The organism is Trichococcus shcherbakoviae, from assembly GCF_963666195.1.
GTDB classification, from domain to species: Bacteria; Bacillota; Bacilli; order Lactobacillales; family Aerococcaceae; genus Trichococcus; species Trichococcus shcherbakoviae.
The window spans coordinates 1,490,143-1,507,270 of sequence record NZ_OY762653.1 but is presented as its reverse complement, the minus strand read 5'-3'; the positions used below and the strand labels follow the sequence as shown (position 1 = coordinate 1,507,270).

Annotated in this window: 16 protein-coding genes and 2 pseudogenes; 9 read left to right on the top strand and 9 right to left on the bottom strand. The window is 40.9% G+C overall.

Features of this window, described 5'->3' with window-relative positions; all coding sequences use genetic code 11:
- Positions 1 to 97 precede the first annotated feature (97 nt).
- The 6 genes from ACKPBX_RS07230 to ACKPBX_RS07205 form a co-directional block, all read right to left on the bottom strand.
- On the bottom strand, positions 98 to 520 hold the full coding sequence (locus tag ACKPBX_RS07230; RefSeq protein WP_119093330.1) for a hypothetical protein: 423 nt from the start codon (positions 518 to 520) through the stop codon (positions 98 to 100).
- Positions 489 to 1,874: a Y-family DNA polymerase gene (locus tag ACKPBX_RS07225; RefSeq protein WP_319995003.1), complete on the bottom strand. Its 1,386-nt coding sequence runs from the start codon at positions 1,872 to 1,874 to the stop codon at positions 489 to 491. The genes ACKPBX_RS07230 and ACKPBX_RS07225 overlap by 32 nt, the downstream gene beginning before the upstream one ends.
- A 1,440-nt stretch (positions 1,875 to 3,314) precedes the next feature.
- Positions 3,315 to 3,527 (bottom strand): hypothetical protein, encoded by a 213-nt coding sequence (locus ACKPBX_RS07220; RefSeq protein ID WP_086943017.1) that lies wholly within the window; start codon positions 3,525 to 3,527, stop codon positions 3,315 to 3,317.
- A 63-nt stretch (positions 3,528 to 3,590) separates the two neighbouring features.
- Entirely contained in the window at positions 3,591 to 3,839 is a 249-nt protein-coding gene (locus ACKPBX_RS07215; RefSeq protein WP_319995002.1) for a hypothetical protein, read from the bottom strand.
- Between the two features lie 27 nt (positions 3,840 to 3,866).
- Positions 3,867 to 4,136, bottom strand: coding sequence for a helix-turn-helix domain-containing protein (locus tag ACKPBX_RS07210; RefSeq protein WP_319995001.1), 270 nt, complete (start codon positions 4,134 to 4,136; stop codon positions 3,867 to 3,869).
- Between the two features lie 382 nt (positions 4,137 to 4,518).
- The gene (locus ACKPBX_RS07205) at positions 4,519 to 4,770 is read right to left on the bottom strand and encodes a hypothetical protein (RefSeq protein ID WP_086943020.1); all 252 of its coding nucleotides are present in this window, start codon (positions 4,768 to 4,770) and stop codon (positions 4,519 to 4,521) included.
- A 230-nt stretch (positions 4,771 to 5,000) separates the two neighbouring features.
- On the opposite strand from ACKPBX_RS07205, the gene tnpA reads away from it, so the two are divergent.
- The 6 genes and pseudogenes from tnpA to ACKPBX_RS07175 all read left to right on the top strand — a co-directional run.
- Positions 5,001 to 5,411, top strand: a complete 411-nt coding sequence (tnpA, locus tag ACKPBX_RS07200; protein ID WP_319995000.1) for an IS200/IS605 family transposase — start codon at positions 5,001 to 5,003, stop codon at positions 5,409 to 5,411.
- Between the two features lie 34 nt (positions 5,412 to 5,445).
- The gene (locus tag ACKPBX_RS07195) at positions 5,446 to 6,960 is read left to right on the top strand and encodes a transposase (RefSeq protein ID WP_319994999.1); all 1,515 of its coding nucleotides are present in this window, start codon (positions 5,446 to 5,448) and stop codon (positions 6,958 to 6,960) included.
- Between the two features lie 338 nt (positions 6,961 to 7,298).
- Positions 7,299 to 7,814: a helix-turn-helix domain-containing protein gene (locus ACKPBX_RS07190; protein WP_086943021.1), complete on the top strand. Its 516-nt coding sequence runs from the start codon at positions 7,299 to 7,301 to the stop codon at positions 7,812 to 7,814.
- Positions 7,815 to 8,276: 462 nt separating this feature from the next.
- Positions 8,277 to 9,596, top strand: a complete 1,320-nt coding sequence (locus ACKPBX_RS07185) for an IS1380 family transposase (protein WP_319994998.1) — start codon at positions 8,277 to 8,279, stop codon at positions 9,594 to 9,596.
- Between the two features lie 575 nt (positions 9,597 to 10,171).
- A pseudogene (locus ACKPBX_RS07180) lies at positions 10,172 to 10,528 on the top strand (IS1634 family transposase); the annotation flags it as partial.
- Between the two features lie 179 nt (positions 10,529 to 10,707).
- Positions 10,708 to 11,949: pseudogene (locus ACKPBX_RS07175) on the top strand (IS1634 family transposase); the annotation flags it as partial.
- Positions 11,950 to 12,981: 1,032 nt separating this feature from the next.
- Here the strand turns inward: ACKPBX_RS07175 and ACKPBX_RS07170 are convergent.
- Both ACKPBX_RS07170 and ACKPBX_RS07165 read right to left on the bottom strand, forming a co-directional pair.
- Entirely contained in the window at positions 12,982 to 13,485 is a 504-nt protein-coding gene (locus ACKPBX_RS07170) for a hypothetical protein (protein ID WP_319994995.1), read from the bottom strand.
- A gap of 115 nt (positions 13,486 to 13,600) precedes the next feature.
- Positions 13,601 to 14,122: a helix-turn-helix domain-containing protein gene (locus ACKPBX_RS07165; RefSeq protein WP_319994994.1), complete on the bottom strand. Its 522-nt coding sequence runs from the start codon at positions 14,120 to 14,122 to the stop codon at positions 13,601 to 13,603.
- 294 nt (positions 14,123 to 14,416) lie between these two features.
- Between ACKPBX_RS07165 and ACKPBX_RS07160 the strand changes: the two genes are divergently transcribed.
- Positions 14,417 to 14,884 carry a hypothetical protein gene (locus tag ACKPBX_RS07160; protein ID WP_319994993.1) on the top strand — a complete coding sequence of 156 codons (468 nt, stop codon included), beginning with the start codon at positions 14,417 to 14,419 and terminating at the stop codon, positions 14,882 to 14,884.
- A gap of 99 nt (positions 14,885 to 14,983) precedes the next feature.
- Here the strand turns inward: ACKPBX_RS07160 and ACKPBX_RS07155 are convergent, their stop codons facing one another.
- Positions 14,984 to 15,265 (bottom strand): hypothetical protein, encoded by a 282-nt coding sequence (locus ACKPBX_RS07155; protein WP_086943027.1) that lies wholly within the window; start codon positions 15,263 to 15,265, stop codon positions 14,984 to 14,986.
- 338 nt (positions 15,266 to 15,603) lie between these two features.
- Between ACKPBX_RS07155 and ACKPBX_RS07150 the strand changes: the two genes are divergently transcribed.
- Positions 15,604 to 15,933, top strand: coding sequence for an arsenic metallochaperone ArsD family protein (locus ACKPBX_RS07150; RefSeq protein ID WP_319994992.1), 330 nt, complete (start codon positions 15,604 to 15,606; stop codon positions 15,931 to 15,933).
- A gap of 935 nt (positions 15,934 to 16,868) precedes the next feature.
- Entirely contained in the window at positions 16,869 to 17,102 is a 234-nt protein-coding gene (locus ACKPBX_RS07145) for a hypothetical protein (RefSeq protein WP_068562213.1), read from the top strand.
- Positions 17,103 to 17,128 lie beyond the last annotated feature (26 nt).

The following is a 17,128-nucleotide window of genomic DNA, read 5'->3' as shown; positions in this document are numbered from 1 at the left end:
AAGAAAGCGTTCTCTTTTGATTTGAGTATAAGCCTTTGCATCAAAAAAGACAACAATCGCACTGTCAATGCTGTTCGCGTGCCGCTTCCCTTTTGGATCAGTATTGATTTTGTTTGAACACCGCCACTTTTGACCATTTATCCTGGTATAGAATATGCACATTGCGGATGCGGTCGAGCGGAACCCATGCTTCGCCGATCAGGATTTCATCCTCTCCGCAATAGCCTTTAAAAAAGCCTTCAATGGACTCTGTTTGGCGCCCGAAGCGATCCTTTTGGTTCAGTTGGATCGATACCCGGCGATTTTTTTTCAAGGCTACCGCCAAGGTTTCATCGATTTCGGTAGGGCTCAGTTGAGGGAGGATCGGGATGTCCTTCATGGCCTCCGCTTTTCCTGCAGAGATGGACTTTACAAGTTCATCCATCGCGTAGGCCGTTACCCACTTGATCATGCCGCGGTCATGGTAGTCGTTGTAGTCCTCAAAAACCTTATCCGTCCTTTTTCTTGGTTCTTTCAGCATTTTCCTCACCTTCCTCCAATCCGGACATGCCGCCCGCGTGTCCGCCCACCAACGAGCTGCGCGCGATCGCACGGCCGCCTTCCAATAGGCTGACTGCCCGCACCAGTGAGCGGAATCCGTATTTTTTGCGGATCGAATCGACGATCAGATCCTTCTTTTGCTCGTTTACTTGTTCATCAGGCTCCTGAAACAGGTCCAGCTGCAGAAAATCCGTGTAGATCAGATTTCCGGCACCTACGCCGACGTTCCGGATCGACTGGTCTTTGTAATGCTGGTCAAAAATCATCAGGATATGGGCCACTAGTTCACTCGAGGCGTTGGTGGGCGGGATTTTCAGCTGCTGATGGAATCCGGTCCTGCCCAGCTGATCGATGTAGTTGATGCTGTAGCCGATGCTCAGACTCACAAGCTGGGTCTTGGCTCCGGATTTTCGCAGGCGCGTCGCCACCTGGTCGGCCATTTCAATCAGGACGATCTCGATTTCGGAGCGCACCACATAATCCTTGTTGAGCACCTGTGAATTGCCGATGGATTTTGAGCTGACTTTGACTTTTTCCCCCAGAAAGCTGCGGTCGATCCCCCAACTGTGAGCATACAGCTGCGCGCCGATGACGCCGAGCTTGCTCTTCAAATAATAGTAATTGGTGTGCGCCAAGTCATGGATCGAGGAGATGCCCAACTGGTTGAGCCGCAGCTGGGTCCGTTTGCCGATGCCCCAAAAATCGGTCATGTCCGGGATCTTCCAGACGGTATCGGGGATATCCGGATAACGCCATTCAGCGATCATATCCGGCTGATGCTTGGCCGCGTTATCGAGCGCCAACTTAGCCAGCAGCGGGTTATCGCCGATGCCGATTGTTGTGTAGATGCCGGTCGTCTGCAATACGTCAGCCTGGATGAGTTTGGCCATTTCGTAAGCCGAGTTTTTCCCGAAAAGTTTCTGGGCACCGGTGATATCGACAAAACTCTCGTCGATCGAATAGACGTGATGGTTGGCTTCGTCCGCGTACTTCTTGTAGATAGTGTTGATTTCGGTATTTTTCTGCATGTACAACCGCATCTGCGGCGCCGCAATCACCAGTCCCGGCGGATAGGGGAAGGGCAAGTCCCTGGCCCGGCTGATGTTCGAGATCCCGTAAGCCTTCTTGGCGGCCGGGGAGGAAGCCAAGATCAATCCGCTGCCGCGCTCTTTCGGGTCGGCTGAGGGATAGCTCATGACAACCAACTTTGTTTCGAGCGGATGCAGCCCGCGCCGCACGCATTCCACGCTCGCATAGAAGGATTTGCAGTCGATGCAAAGGATATCGCGACTGGGTTCCTTCGCATAATCAAAAATCAATTCCGTTTCATACATAAAAATCGTCTCCAATCTCTATGTCCCTATTATACGAACGTGTGTTTGGTTTTGTAAAGCGAACAGTGAAAAATATTTTTGGGAAATGATAAAAGAAATATGAAAAAACAGGGAAGCTCCCCAAAAAGGAAGTTTCCCTGTTATATATGTTAAAAATGCTGAACCATGATCTGCACAATCCAACTCATGCATATAAGTGCAAAAACGCTTATACCACAAAACATACTGATCCGGTTATTTTGTTTGATTGCCCCCCATGTCATAGCCGCGCTACTTAATATCAGAAGTAGATGGACTTTATTTGAGAAAGGCAATGGTTGGCGAGGTATTACCACGAAATATAGAAGGAAGAGAAGGAATGCTGCCGTATACATAAACAAGTAGATTTTTTTCATGGCCTCTCCTTTATCTACTGAATCAGAGCGTTTGAGCATAAAGCATAAACAAATTCAACACATACGAAACATAAGCAAGACTGAACAGTGACATAAAAATACTATCAATTATCTTTGCTGAAAGTGTCTTACTGGAGTCTACCCTGTGATCGTCAAGATTACTATTTAAAACGAGAGCGGGGATGAGGAGGTACAGGATACTATCAAAGTTAAATTCTTTGGGCAGGAAGGAAAAATCATCCGAAAAAAAACTGAGGATGATAGAACTAAGAAAAAGAATGATAAAGAAAACCTTTAATGAGAAATTTGTATTTTTCATTTGTACCCTCCGTCAGTCTTGTAAGTGTTATGGGGAAATCATCTAAAATATTCCGATGATTAAATAAAGAGCAAGAAGCAAAATTACCGCATAATCGAGTATTTTTTGTAAATAATTTCCTGAGTTGTTTTTGAATGTCCGTATCAAAAAGAATAAAATTATTGTAGCAACCCAAATGTATCCACCTCTGGATGTATAAGAAGGATATGATTGGGATGAAAGAAAATATTGCACGAAGCCTAACGTCATGAAGAGAATAAACATCAGCTTTGAGAAATTTACGAATTTAATTTGCATGAATGGATCACCTTTCTATCTAAAATCAGACTTCGTATTTTTGCAAACCATCGTCTCTGAGCGCTAGAAATATTCTTTATTTTGATATTGAGAATGCCTGTCATAGTTATCCTCACTTTACTTTTCTTTTTTAGACGAGGTTGCTATAGAAACGACTTTAAGGAAAACAATCAGCAGGAAACCACCCAGGAAAAAGGCTGTATAAAACTTAGTTTCGCCATACTCAAAAATGAGTTGGGAAGAAAATAATGCAGCTACAATGCAGTAAATGAATATGACAAGAAGGTACTTATTCTTTTTGAGATAGTCTATGGCACCATGACTCCGTTGTTTTCGGGGGAATTGCATAATCTGATTTCCTCTCAAAAAAAATTTAAATAAGGCGTTACATTTCAAAAATACCAAGTGGCAATTGAGTTGATTACTGATTTATTCATCGCTATCGAATGAATGCAGCAATGTCACAAGGCCTTCGCTTATTCCCCAAACTGCGATTAAAGAAAAAATGCACTTCATGATGTAAATGGACAGATAGAAACCCTCAGAATAGTTCTCTTCGCCCATTGTATGAATCATTAGGATCGGCAACAAACCAATCACAATACTTTTTACTGTGGTAATGATAAAAATTGCAATTCTCACGGGATGTCCTCCTATTACCAAATAAGGAACAAGCGAAATTTTTTATTGTTTCCGCTTTCCTTACTAATCTATTTTATGTTTTTCATCTTCTGCAACGTAGTCAGATTTTTCTTTTGGTTTAAGATTATTTCGTTCACGTCTAACTCTTAACAACGCAAGCAACGTTAAAAATGATGCAGTATAGAATCCAGAACCAATGAAATCCCCATTAATAATATATTCTGCAGCAATTCCTATCAGACTTGCTATAGACAAACTTATTAGGACATTGAGATACGGATGGTTCTGACAAAATTGCTTATAAGAATTCATGATGTTTAAACCTCTATCTCTCTATTTTTAAGAAGTTATTAGCACAACGTCTATAAAATTAATCTTCACTAGAAATTTCTTCCTCTTTATCACTTCCTTCTCTCCTTTCAACAAAGTATCGAGGGACATATCATAAAATTTGCTGAGTAAAATGATGGTGCTGAGGTCAGGGATATTTTTCCCGTTTTCCCAATTGGAAACAGCTTGTCTGCTGACGAATAAATGATCGGCTATTTGTTGTTGGGTGAATTTACCATCAATCCGCAGCTGCTTCAATTTTTCATTCAAATTATTCATATCACAATGTGCTCCTCGTATTCAGTGTAGTAGAAAAAAAGAAATAGTATAGCAAGCGGTCCTTGCATCCATGGAAAAACAAGATATTTGTTACAATAGTATCACAAAAAATATATAAATAATAATATGTTTATATGATGAGCTTGCTTCTGGTCCATGAGTCCATTTTTCCGGACTAAACCGTCAGCTATGCAAAAAAGAGCAAAAGTCTGTCATTTTATCATAGACTTTTCGCTCTTTTTCGCCGTTTGAGTCATAGGGCTCTCAACAGAATTTTTCCTTTAATAATAGCTAATCAGAATACTGATAAGTCTTAGTCTATCTATTCCTTCAAATGCCTGTACAGTATTTTCATCCAGAAAATCAGAAGGGAGCTCAAAAGTCAGGAAGTAAAAAATAGAATAGTAGAGTGAATCAGTGCCAGTCCTAGTATGATGGCTGCGGCAAAAGAAAGGAGAGTCCATCCCCGATTTTTACCTTTCTTACTTTCTTCAATACCGATTGTGATTACTAGCAAACCCGCACAGAACATACTGAGATTCTGGTAGGCAAAATTCTTAGTGAGTAAACTATAAGCGCCTAAAAGGAAAACTGTAATGGAGAGGATAGCTTTTATAATCTTTATATTCTTCATAGGACCTCTTACTTTCTTTTTCTAGTTATTATACGAAAAATGTACTTTCCGTATAATAACGTGATTTATAGATATTTTTTATCTATGTCTTTACTTTAGGCTAAATGGGAGGAATTTAAAAGCACCCAGCGGCTTACCGAAAGATCGTCGTAAAGCCCCTTGCTTTAGCTATGGGGATATAAGACGTGCACTCAGTTGTGTTATGTGGGAATTCGCTGTATAATCAATGTATGGGAAATAAAAAATATAAATCAAATCATAACATCACTTATTCTTGTACCTACCATGTTGTCTGGTGTCCAAAATATCGGCGAAAGGTCCTTGTCGGACCAGTAGCGGCACGCTTAAAGGAGCTCATTGTAGAAACGTGCACCGGTCTATCCGTCGAAATTCAGGAAATGGAGATCATGCCAGACCACGTTCACCTCCTATTGGATATAGATCCACAATTCGGGGTTCACAAAGCAGTCAAACGCATCAAGGGAGTTTCTTCCCGCGTGCTGAGACAGGAGTTTAAGGAACTGACGACGAAGCTACCCACTCTTTGGTCGAATAGCTATTTCGTTTCCACAGTGGGTGGGGCACCGCTTGAAATGATCAAGCAATACATCCAAAGCCAAAAGACCTCACAACGCCAGTAAATGCAAAGCAATCATCAAGAAAGGAGGAACACGTATGGCTAAAAGCAAAACAGCTTCATTCGTCGTAGAGCTGGGACTTGTTACACATCAAAATGAACAAGTAGTGCTGGATAAGCGTTTCAAAATTGCTGAAAAATTGTATAACAAGGTCTTGTACCATGCGCAGACGCAGCTAACAGAGTTGTATAAGAACCATCGATACCAAGATGTGCTGGCAGAACGCCGCTTGTCCATCAAAGCAAACGACAAGAATCGTGTGACGGCATGCAACAAGGAATTGCAAACGATCCAAAAGACCTTCGGTATGACGGAATACGCTTTGCATGCTTACATCGGGCGGATGCGCGAGGCGTACAAGAAGCATATCGACAGCTTCACCGCACAAAAAATCGCTTCTGCGGTCTGGACAAGTGTGTCCTCCCTTCTGTATGGCAAAGGCAAAAAGGTACGTTTCAAAAAGTTCGGCCAGCTGGAATCATTGGAGGGCAAGTCGAACGCTACAGGCATGCGCTTCAAAGGCGACCGTTTGGAGTGGAACGGGCTGATTCTGCCCGTCACTATGCGTGCCAACGATTTATTCGTTCAGGAATCCCTTTCCTTGCACCGGGTGAAATACTGCCGCATCGTACGCAAGGCGTTCAAGGGCGGCGATCAATACTTCCTGCAACTAGTGTTGGAAGGCATTCCACCAGTGAAACGCAACAATAATACGGGGATGCCCCGCCGACAACCCGCTCCGAATGCGGAAGTGGGCATCGACATCGGCACCTCTACGGTGGCGGTGGCAGGTGATGACGGCGTCATCTTGAAGGAATTATTTCCAGAAGGAGCGTCCTATGACCACGCGATTCATCTGTTGCAACGAAAACTGGACCGGAGTCGCCGCGCAACCAACCCCGCCAACTTTACTGTCGACGGTACCGTCAAGCAGGGTGTCAAGTTGACTTGGGTACGGAGCAAGAACTACATGAAAATAAGGTTTCGCTTGAAGGACCTCTACCGTCGTCGGGCGGTGGCATTAAAAGAAGCTCACAACAAAACCGCCAATGCCATCCTGGCACTGGGTAATCAGGTTTATGTGGAAGCTATGGATTTCCGTGCATTGATGAAGCGGGCTAAAGAAACGACCGTCAACAAGAACGGGCGGTTCAACCGCAAGAAACGCTATGGCAAGTCCATCGGCTATCATGCGCCGGCCATGTTGATCGCCATCGTGAAGCAAAAAGCACCCCAAGAAGGGGGTGCGCTTTACGAGGTGGATACCTTTAAATTTCGTGCCAGCCAGTATAACCACGTAAACGATACGTATATCAAAAAGACACGTGATGAACGTACGACCTTTGTTGCCGGGCAGCTTGTCCAACGGGATCTGTACAGTGCGTTCCTCCTGAAAAACAGCCAACCGACACGCAACGAGACTGACCGCACAAAATGTAGCGCGACGTTTGATACCTTCATGGCGCACCACGACACCTGCATCCAGACGCTCTGCCAATCAACCGGACGCCAGTCCTGCAATTTCGGACTGCGAGATTTTCAATTAGCTTAACAAATGGATAGAGCAACCAAAAGGTTCAGCTGTGAGCCTTCAACGCGAATGGTGCCATCGGGCGCCTTGTTGAGAAAGTCTAAGGGCTTTTGGGAATAGAACGGAAATAGAAAAACGACATCTCCACTTTTTTGGAAATATCGCCAGTACAGTCCGTGACGTCCCAACAGCCCTTGGAACCCCCTGGATTTATCCATGGGGAGCAGTCAGATCTTCGCACTTTTTAGGTGCATGCGCCAATAGTAACTGCTGGCTGCTAATTTGTGCCTAATCGATTTCTGGTAAAAAGGGGCAATATACCTTATCATGAAGGAAATGGGTTTAAAGGAGCGTATGGAATGTTACTAGGAGAAAAATTGAAGGAAACGCGGCAGAACAAGGGGCTTTCCCAAAGTACAGTAGCTGAACATCTGAATATTAGCCGCCAGTCCATATCCAAATGGGAAAATAATAGCAGCTACCCTGATTTGGATAATCTGGTCCGCTTAAGTGAGTATTATGAAATCTCGATAGATGACCTCTTGAAGGAAAATCAAGGATTAAAAACAAAGATAGCCGAGAATAATTTTAAAATTAAGGATTCCCAACAGAAGCTCGACCATATCCGGTCTGGTTACGAACGGGACGAAGGATTGGCTTTATTAATTATTTCTCTCATTGGCTGTTTAGTCACACCTTTAGGAATCCTGATTGCGCCGATTGTGCTAAAAAGAAACAAAGCAACAAACACTTTCCATAGAGGAGTGATCATGGCTTCTGTAGTTTGCTTTTTAGTTAGTCTTTGGGGAGGTTATGCTCTGCTCAGCACCATTTTTCATTGGGGAGCACCTCCCACAGTAGAATATATGGGTTAGCTAATATGTAACGCTTAAGAAACCACTCCTGATTGTGGCTCGCAAATAATGATTGTAATTCAATATGCCCATTTTCCAACCTAAGTAATAAGTAGCTTGCTTCCCATAAGCCAGTTTTATTTCCCGAAATTCTATAACTTCCGTTGATCATACAGCAGCAATAACCCGAGTACAAGAAATGTAATTTTTTTCATATCCTGACACTCCTGTTCTTAATAGGCACCATCGATTTTTTTTTTGCAAATACAGTTATTGCAAAGAATAAAGTAGAGTAGTTATTGAAGTAAATCGGAAAACTAGACAATTTCACCTGAATTATTCATAGATTTTCACAAAACGTCTGGAAACGTTAGTCTTCCAACATATTTTGTCTTTCCAGTTCACACCCAAAAGGTGTGAAAAAAGAACCCCTATCTGTTATGGTTAATGTACCACCAACAACCATAGAAAGGGGTTCTCTCAATGGCAACTTTACATGAAAACACTCTAAAATTCAATGCAAAAATGACGGTTACAAATACTGGAGGTAATCTGACCACGGATGCTGGTCTCGTTTTGGTTAAAGAATTCCTTCATTCAATCGGATTCGAACAGTTGATGGAGAATGAGCTCCAATTTCAAGACTCCCGTCTTTCACCTACACATTCGAATGAATCCATCCTTGAACAACTGATTTTCCAATTAATTGCAGGCTATGATACCGATGCATCTGCCAACATCTTACGCCATGATCCTTTCTTCCAACAGATGCTTGAAAAAAGTACATTGGCTGCACAACCTTCGCTTTCGCGTTTTTGGGATCGCATTAGTGAGAGTCCCGATGCACTTTTGCAGCTACAAGCGCTCAATCAAGCAATGCTGGATAAGGTACGCATACAACGTAATGCAACAGAAATGGTATTGGATTTGGATTCCACCTATTGTGACACCTACGGCGATCAAGAAGAAGCGGCTTTCAATGCACATTATCAAACGATTGGTTATCATCCGCTTGTCGCATTCGATGGTCTGACCAAGGACTTTCTGAAGGCGGAACTGCGTTCCGGAAACACATACTGCTCAAACGGAGCAGCCGATTTTTTGAATCCGCTTCTTGAGCATTATAATCAGACTGTTCCGGTCAGCACCATTCTTGTTCGCGCAGATAGTGGCTTTGCCGCACCGGAACTGTATGACCTCTGTGAAGAAAAAGAGCATCAGTACGTCATTCGGCTCAAACGAAATCTCTGCTTATTCAAGATAGCGGAAGAGTTTGTTCAAGTTGGGGATGAGACCGAATGGAGTCAGCGGGAAGAACATTTCTACTCGACTCGCTATCAAGCCGGCACTTGGAAGCATGACCGTAGGGTTTGTATTCGTTCCGTCAGGGCAGCTAATGAACTGATTTTTCACCATGAATTCATTATCACCAATCTATCCAATGCCGTCTCGGCTGAACAAATCTATCAAACGTATTGGAAGAGAGGTACGATGGAGAATTTCATCAAGGAAGCCAAGAATGGCTTCTTCTTCGACAAGACAGACAGTTCTCATTTCTTGGAGAATGCCGTCCGCATGATGGTCAGCGTCCTTTCCTATAACATCAACAATTTCATACGCACACTAACTTTCCCGGAAAAGGCCAGAGGCCTACAGATACAAAGTATTCGTCTTCGGTTTTTCAAGATCGCTGGGAAACTGATCCACAGCGGAAGACGCATGATGCTAAAACTCAGCACCCATCATGTCTACCAAGATGAATTTTTTCATATCCTACGGCAAATTCAATCCTTGTCTTGGTGAGGAGACCCCGTAAATTTAAAAAAATCGTTCGAACAAAGGGATTAGTATGCCCAAAAACACAATAACAATCGCATTCTGTGCTTCTTTTCGTCTCTAAGAGACGTTTTGAAAGGGAAAAAATAACAGCTCTGCCAAAAATCCAATATTGCAGATGAAATAGAGTTGTTCATATCAAGATTTGGGGTGGTATGAATAATTCAGGTTTCACTTTATTTTTTTAACAATCTTAACAAGTAAATAGATCAAGTATAGTAGTGCTGCTAAGTTCAAAAAGCTCCAAAATGCCACCATGAAATCATCTCCTCTCATGCTGTTCTGGGTAAAGGGTTAAATCAAGCCGCAGCCAATCGTCGCTGTGATGAAACCAATGAATGCTTATCAAAAGTGATGCTATCTTCATTCCCTATTGATTTCCTATGTACTCCACGCTGGAGGGTCCGCCCCAGTGGAATAGATTGCCTAAGTGCGCATACAAACCGAATAAGTTGACCAAGAGACTGATCACTCCCGCAACAAACACCAGTTTATAGAACCTTCATTCCCGTGTGAATTATAGCGAGGAAAAGCGTGATTTTATGAGTTTAGTATATGTAACTAACAAGAAGAACGGCACTACCTATGTTTACGAATCAACAAACTATTGGGATAAAGAAAAGAAACAGTCGCGCAGCAAGCGTGTCTGCATCGGAAAACTGGACGAAGCTGGGAGCCTGGTTCCCTCTAATCGGTTGGCTATGCAACCGGCATTAGCACCTGCAAAGCAAGGGCCGATACCATCAACCGTCATGAAACGAAGCTTCTACGGTGCGACCTATCTGTTTGACAAAATCGGTGAACTGCTTGCTATTACAGCCGATCTAAAAGTTTGCTTTCCTGAAAGCTATAAGCAGATACTCTCGATTGCCTACTTCTTCATTTTGGAAGATCGCAATACAACCTGTATTCCCGGATAGTCGTAACTAGGTCGGATAAAACCTTGATATAAAAGCATTTCTCCCTAGTTATGCGTTTAACACATAACTAGGTGAATCGAACCTCAAAATACTGTCCAAACCTTGATTTGACGGGTTTTGCATTTGTTCCTAGTTAGGTGTCTCCGGGAATCCAGGATACAATGCTTCGTTTTCCAAAGTGTGATCGCACCCATTCCCATCCTTACGGCAGCTGTATTCCGTCGCAAAGAAGCAGCGATCTGTTTGCATCGGTTACGGAAGAAACTAAAAATTGTTTTTTCAGCCTGCAGGCTAAGCGACGGACGGAGAATGAATATTGGTCTTATGATACTACTAGTGTTTCCTCCTATTCAGAAGCCCTTAAGCAAGTCAAATATGGTATCAATAAGGACCACGATCCGCTTGCACAAATCAATCTTGCTTTGTTGTTTGGTGAAGAATCTGGATTGCCGTTTTACTACCGCAAGTTAGCAGGCAACATAAGCGACGTCAAAACAGTGAAGCACTTGCTTGCCGATCTAAGCAATCTTGGTTTTAGCAAGGTCAAACTCGTAATGGACCGAGGGTTTTACAGCAAGGAAAATATCGATGCCTTGTACCAAAATCATTTGAAATTTTTGATGGCCACAAAAGTATCCCTTAAATACGTGCAGGAAGAACTGAACAAGGTTCGAGATAACATCCGCACACGCGCTAATTACAATGCCAGCTACCAACTTTACAGCCATACTGCGACCATAGACTGGGAGTATTCACAGAAACGGCCGTACAAAGGCGATATGATTGAAGGGAAACGGCGGATGTACCTGCATCTTTATTTTAGCGATGAAAAAGCACTGGAGCACGAGAACCGTTTCAATGCGCTTCTTGATCGGCTCGAAGGAGAACTAGTTTCCGGGAACCGCAAAGCGGAACACGAAAAGCAGTACGCTAAATACTTCGAAATCACTTCAACACCAAAATGCGGGACAAAGGTAACCCCCAAACAAAAAGCCATTACCCAAGCGGAAAAAGACTACGGATTTTTTGCCCTCATAAGCAATGAAATCAAGGATTCCATCGCCGTTTTAGATTTGTACCGTAACAAAGATATCGTTGAGAAAGCATTTGGAAATCTTAAAGAGCGGTTGAATTTACGGCGCACAGCCGTTTCATCAGAAAGTTCGCTTGAAGGAAAATTATTCGTGCAGTTTATTGCATTGATCTATTTATCGTACATCAAAAAGCAGATGTCCGAAAAAGGGCTGTATAAAAATTATACGATGCAGGAATTACTGGACGAATTGGATGTCATTGAGGCATTTGAAAATCCAGTCAGTGCAGTGCGAGTGGGTGAGATTACGAAGAAGCAGTCGCAATTATATAACACCTTAGGTGTTGTGCCCCCGACCACGTTATAATTTTTTGGGAATCTAGGTAAAATCTTTTTCAAAAAAGAAACCTCCCATATTAAATTATTTACCTGAAAAATTGGCTTGTAAAATGACAAGACAAAATTTGTACTCCGTCAACTATACAAAAAGGTGAAAGGTCTGTGATAAAAAAGACTTTTCACTCTTTTTTCGCTTTTCAATACTCCACCGATCCTTCCTACAGCAGAATGTCCTTTAGGATGTATCACAACTCCAGCTGCGACATATCCTACAAAATCTCCCGCTACGAACACAGATTTACTAGTACCAACGGATCTATTTTTCATTATATCTGGTTCTTCTTTATTCGTATTGGTAGCGTAAATCACATTTTTTTTGCGTTGCTTTTGCTAAGCAACCGCTGTTTGCATCACCATACTTTAGCATTGCACATTTATAATTTAGCTTTTTCTTCAAAAAACAAGCATAGTGTTCAAAATAATAATTTTGTAGATTCATTTATTTAAGTTTTCAATTTTTTCTTCCAAGTCATTTATTTTTTTTCTAATTTTTTGATATCATTCCTTACAACTGATAATGCACCTAGATAAATAGCCGCGAATGGTAGAAAGGCTAAAAGAAAATTTTTTACCGCGTCCATTGTTATCACCTTCTAACTTTTTATTATTTCTTCCACAATTTATATAGGCTGGGATAAGTAAAAATACTAAGTTCTAGATTTTACAAATTCTATAAAGGAGTACAAGAAGTGTATTAAAAAATGCGTAGCTTACAATTTTTGTTATAGAAAAGCGAAACCCATGAGTATCCCAAAAAGAACACCTAAGACAAGTATGAATAATTTTACTTGCTTTTCAATTTTAATTGATCGTGCAATCAATATGAATGTTAAAGTGAAAAATGTATAGGATACGTAAACACCAGTTGGTGTATTAAGAAAAATTCGATCTATTTCAAGCATAAACCGGCTTAGGAAAAAGTAAAACGTTGTAAAAACCAGTAGAGCTAAGTTCTTTCCTTTTATATATTTTAAAAAGTTGGTCATCAGTCTGCCTCCTCTTATTGCATGTACGTACCTGAGATTCCATAGTTTCTAATGGAAACGACATATCCGTTTTGAGTGTTTGAGCTGACTAAATCAGCAACGAGTGCTACTGCAGCATAAGCAAGTCCCCATCCAATGCCAGGAGCCATTACCCCGATAAGGGTTGCTGCAGCACCAATTGCCCAATAGTAATTTCTTATGAAAGAAGCACTTAAATAAATATCCCAAGAACCACTCCCTCTAGAGACAATTTTGGTCACGCCCTCTCTAAATAAAGAGATTCCGCCTTGTGACCCATCTTCAGGAATTTCAACACCTTGAAATTCTAGTAGTTTTAAAAGTTGGCTGTCAGTAATTATAACTTCATCATCAGTGAAATAAACGCCTAACTCTATTGCGTACTCTAGCAAAGCATCGTTATTAATTTCTGCAGCGTTCATCTCGATCGGACTAGATTCAGCAGCAGAAGCAACAAAAGCTGGAGAAACACTACTAAATAATAATACGCCACACAACACAGGAACGATATTTTTTTAAAATTTCATAACGATACCTCTTTTCTAATTTTTTATATCTCAGTTAACTGTTCGTGAACCCCTATTTTATAATAGGAAGTAACGCAATCTCCATTCCCTATTGATTTCCTATGTACTCCACGCTGGAGGGTCCGCCCCAGTGGAATAGATTGCCTAAGTGCGCATACAAACCGAATAAGTTGACCAAGAGACTGATCACTCCCGCAACAAACACCAGTTTATAGAAGGTGTTTGTTGCTTTGTTTCTTTTCAGGATAATTGGAGTGATAAACAAACCTAAGGGAGCAATCAAACAACTGAGAAGATTAAGCATCAGCAGGACTAATCCTTCATCCCGCTCACCATTCGCATGGATATAGGCCAACTTCTTTTGGGAGTCTTTAATCTTCTCGTTGTTTTCTTCTATTTTTTTTTTTAATCCCTGATTCTCTTTCAAAAGGTCATCAACAGTGACTTCGTAATATTCACTCAATCGCACGAGATTGTCCAGGTCCGGATAACTGCTGTTGTTTTCCCATTTGGAAATGGACTGACGGCTGATATTCAGATGTTCAGCAACTGTACTTTGTGATACGCCTTTCTTTTGGCGGGTTTCTCTCAATCGTTCTCCTAATAACATTATTTTGCACCCCTTTAGAATACTTTCCTCCATGATAGCGTAGACAGCGTTCTTTTTCTAGAAACGAATGCGTGCATATCCGCACTTATTGGTTGCGGATGGCGCAGAACCTGATAAAGTGCGGCCATGTAAACCACTGGTTGCTAGTCTATTCATTAGTTTTGGCGTAAGTTGAATGTATTCGCATCAAAACTTGAAAGGAGGCGAGGAGGCGAAATGATTTCTTATATTCTGTGTGCTGTTTTTGTTTTTACGTTTTTCCTGCCAGTTTTATTTTTTAAAAGAAAATCCAAAATGGCCCGAACAGATAGACGGCTCAAAGTAGCAACGCTCGGAAAAACGAACAACATTCAAAGTGCGTTCTTCTACTATGAATCCATCAGATCACAAGAGTTGATAAACGATTCGCTGTTTCAGAGCACCTTAAAAGATACCGCTGCGTTATTCATCTATCCCTCTCAGTTCCGCATTGTGGCTCAAAAGGAGTACCGGGAACCTTTGAAAAAAATCGCCCGAAAAATACCGGTAGTCGTGATTGGAGCGGAGCGGCTTCATTCCGACCCATTCGGTCAAGAAATCCTGCCGGGCTCGGAACTGCATGAGACCATCCAAGCTTTTTTCTGCTTTTCTAATGGCGACGATTGTTTCTTTAGAACAACTGAGTCCACTTATCAGGACCAAAAAGAACTCTATCAAGCGATTCGCCTTATGCATACGATGGATTGCTATGCTGATTGGGAAAAAAGTTTCTATGAATACTGAATGTTTCGGTCGGCTATGTAGTCGAGCAGGAAAAGAAGCAGTAAATTACTTTAGCGTATTTTTTTCTGCTCATAGATTGCTGATATATTATTCAGTTATTTACGCTTTACTAAAAGTATACGTTCGGCCTTCAAAAGAGATGTAATTTAAATTTTCCTTTGCAATAGAACGGTCACCTATCTTAAATGGTTCATTTGACGCATCTTCTAATCGTTGTTCGATTGAATACATAGCTTCTATTATGTCCGATTTTGGAAGGTGAAATTCAATTGTTGATTGGTCATAATACTTTACTTCAACTGGCCACAGATAATCTTCGGTAAGGTCGTTATACTCGGGGAAGTCGTAGAACGGTTGCATTAATTGTTTTTTATAATCCATATTGTTATGTCAGCTCCTATTTTTTATTTGGTATGTGAATAGCTTAGCATAATACCTAATATCTAGCTTAAAAAGCACTCTGTATTTCCAGGACGCCTAACTACGATTTAATAAAAATCAACAAATTACTTATATTTTGAAGGCTGATATATTATGAAATTCTCGCGAAAAAAATGGATTAGCGGTATCATAGATATGTTGAAGAGAATCGGTAGTGCTTCTATAGTCATTTATTGCATTATAATTGATTTATTTTCTTCTCGACGCTTGGATAACATCATCTGAAAATAAACAACGGATACTATTCGTGTTGGCAGAGTTGCATTGGGGGATTCATTATGGATATTGAATATTATGTGTTTGACAAAATGAACGCACAGTCTGAAAAAGTGGAAGTAGCTATTGAAATAATGCGTTCGCTAAGCATGTACAAAGACTTATTTAAAGATTCCAATAATTATTTCCTGTATTCTTTAAAACATTCGCAAAAAGAATTTAAAGAAAATCAAGATGTTTGGAATTTAATAGAGACGCATGGAATGGATATCTTGCCTATTGTTTGTATAGACAAGAAAATATACAAAACAAAAGATGTTTTAAGTGTGGAGGAAATGGGAGCGCTGACGAATAGTGCCATTTCTTATCAAATAGAGGATACAAGTTCTTGAACATCTTAATTCCGTACAAGAACATTTATGAATAAACGTCGTCTTTAGTTCTTGTAAAGGAATACTTTCTACTGAATTACTCACAAGTGAAAAGTGTTGTTGCAACAATGCTGGTCTTAATTGTTTGGGATTGTAAAACACTCAACTTGATAATAAGGTCTTTAAAATTTATTGTAAGGGAGAGTGCTTCTTTGAAAGAAGCTTTGAGATCATTTATAAAAATTAGTTTGACTTTCATATTTTGGTTTGTAATCAATGAAGTAGTTTCGTTTTTGTTTGGTAACAGGCTACCACCTATCCCTAATGTAGAGAATCCTAGCGTTATTTTTCTGTATCCTTTGATTTTTATAGTTGAATTTATTTTGTCTTGTCTGCTTACCTATTCTGTGTTTAAAGTTGCTAAAAAACAAAGTTGATAATGAACCGACTTAGAGAATATCCAAGAGTAAAAATGGTAAGAGTCTTGTGGATACAGGGCAAATTTATTTTAACAGGGAGGTTCTATGAAAAAGTTGGATCGGTTTGTATTGATTAATGATTTCATCAGCTATATCGGGCTGATTCTTATAAGTTTGGTATGCAACACTTTTTTGAACTTTGATAACGGGAAAGAGAACGCTATTCTGTTTTTGATTTTGATTGTATCAGGAGTAATAATTTCCTACTTAGTGGCGTATGCAGTCAAACGTAAAATTCCGGAGTATAAATCAAAAAATAATAAATCAGTACTCTTCTATATGATTCTCATGTTGATAGTCAGATGGATTCCTGGAATTTGGCCGACTTCCTTAGTTGAAGTAATCCTTTTTTTGACCTTTCTATTTCTTTTGGTTGTTGTCCGGAACGTTTATATCGAGAAGAAGGCAGAGCAGCAATAAAATATTTTATGGAGTCCTGTGCGCTGGAAGGGTACAGGACTCACAGAGGAGAACTGTATGCAAAACACAAAAATTTTGAAGATCACTTTTGGCGCAGTGGTGCTTATCCTGAGTGTGTATAGCCTGTGGACAAAAGATTTTACTTACCAGAACATCGCTTTATTCTTTTTGGGACTGCTCATGAGCGTACTCGGCGTTGAGGAATCGAAAAGGGACAAGGACCGGCGCTGGAATCTCTATGTTTTTACAGCGGTCGTCCTATTCGCAACGCTATTGCTCCAATATGTATGATGTTTTTTGGTTGATGCGAATGGATG

What these genes read in the sequence shown, in the direction of transcription:
- ACKPBX_RS07190 (WP_086943021.1), top strand. Translation starts at nt 7,299, where the DNA reads ATGTTACTAGGAGAAAAATTGAAGGAAACGCGGCAGAACAAGGGGCTT.
- ACKPBX_RS07165 (WP_319994994.1), bottom strand. Translation starts at nt 14,122, where the DNA reads ATGTTATTAGGAGAACGATTGAGAGAAACCCGCCAAAAGAAAGGCGTA.
- ACKPBX_RS07150 (WP_319994992.1), top strand. Translation starts at nt 15,604, where the DNA reads ATGGATATTGAATATTATGTGTTTGACAAAATGAACGCACAGTCTGAA.
- ACKPBX_RS07145 (WP_068562213.1), top strand. Translation starts at nt 16,869, where the DNA reads ATGCAAAACACAAAAATTTTGAAGATCACTTTTGGCGCAGTGGTGCTT.
- ACKPBX_RS07215 (WP_319995002.1), bottom strand. Translation starts at nt 3,839, where the DNA reads ATGAATTCTTATAAGCAATTTTGTCAGAACCATCCGTATCTCAATGTC.
- ACKPBX_RS07160 (WP_319994993.1), top strand. Translation starts at nt 14,417, where the DNA reads ATGGCCCGAACAGATAGACGGCTCAAAGTAGCAACGCTCGGAAAAACG.
- ACKPBX_RS07225 (WP_319995003.1), bottom strand. Translation starts at nt 1,874, where the DNA reads ATGTATGAAACGGAATTGATTTTTGATTATGCGAAGGAACCCAGTCGC.
- ACKPBX_RS07185 (WP_319994998.1), top strand. Translation starts at nt 8,277, where the DNA reads ATGGCAACTTTACATGAAAACACTCTAAAATTCAATGCAAAAATGACG.
- tnpA (WP_319995000.1), top strand. Translation starts at nt 5,001, where the DNA reads ATGGGAAATAAAAAATATAAATCAAATCATAACATCACTTATTCTTGT.
- ACKPBX_RS07155 (WP_086943027.1), bottom strand. Translation starts at nt 15,265, where the DNA reads ATGGATTATAAAAAACAATTAATGCAACCGTTCTACGACTTCCCCGAG.
- ACKPBX_RS07205 (WP_086943020.1), bottom strand. Translation starts at nt 4,770, where the DNA reads ATGAAGAATATAAAGATTATAAAAGCTATCCTCTCCATTACAGTTTTC.
- ACKPBX_RS07195 (WP_319994999.1), top strand. Translation starts at nt 5,446, where the DNA reads ATGGCTAAAAGCAAAACAGCTTCATTCGTCGTAGAGCTGGGACTTGTT.
- ACKPBX_RS07210 (WP_319995001.1), bottom strand. Translation starts at nt 4,136, where the DNA reads ATGAATAATTTGAATGAAAAATTGAAGCAGCTGCGGATTGATGGTAAA.
- ACKPBX_RS07230 (WP_119093330.1), bottom strand. Translation starts at nt 520, where the DNA reads ATGCTGAAAGAACCAAGAAAAAGGACGGATAAGGTTTTTGAGGACTAC.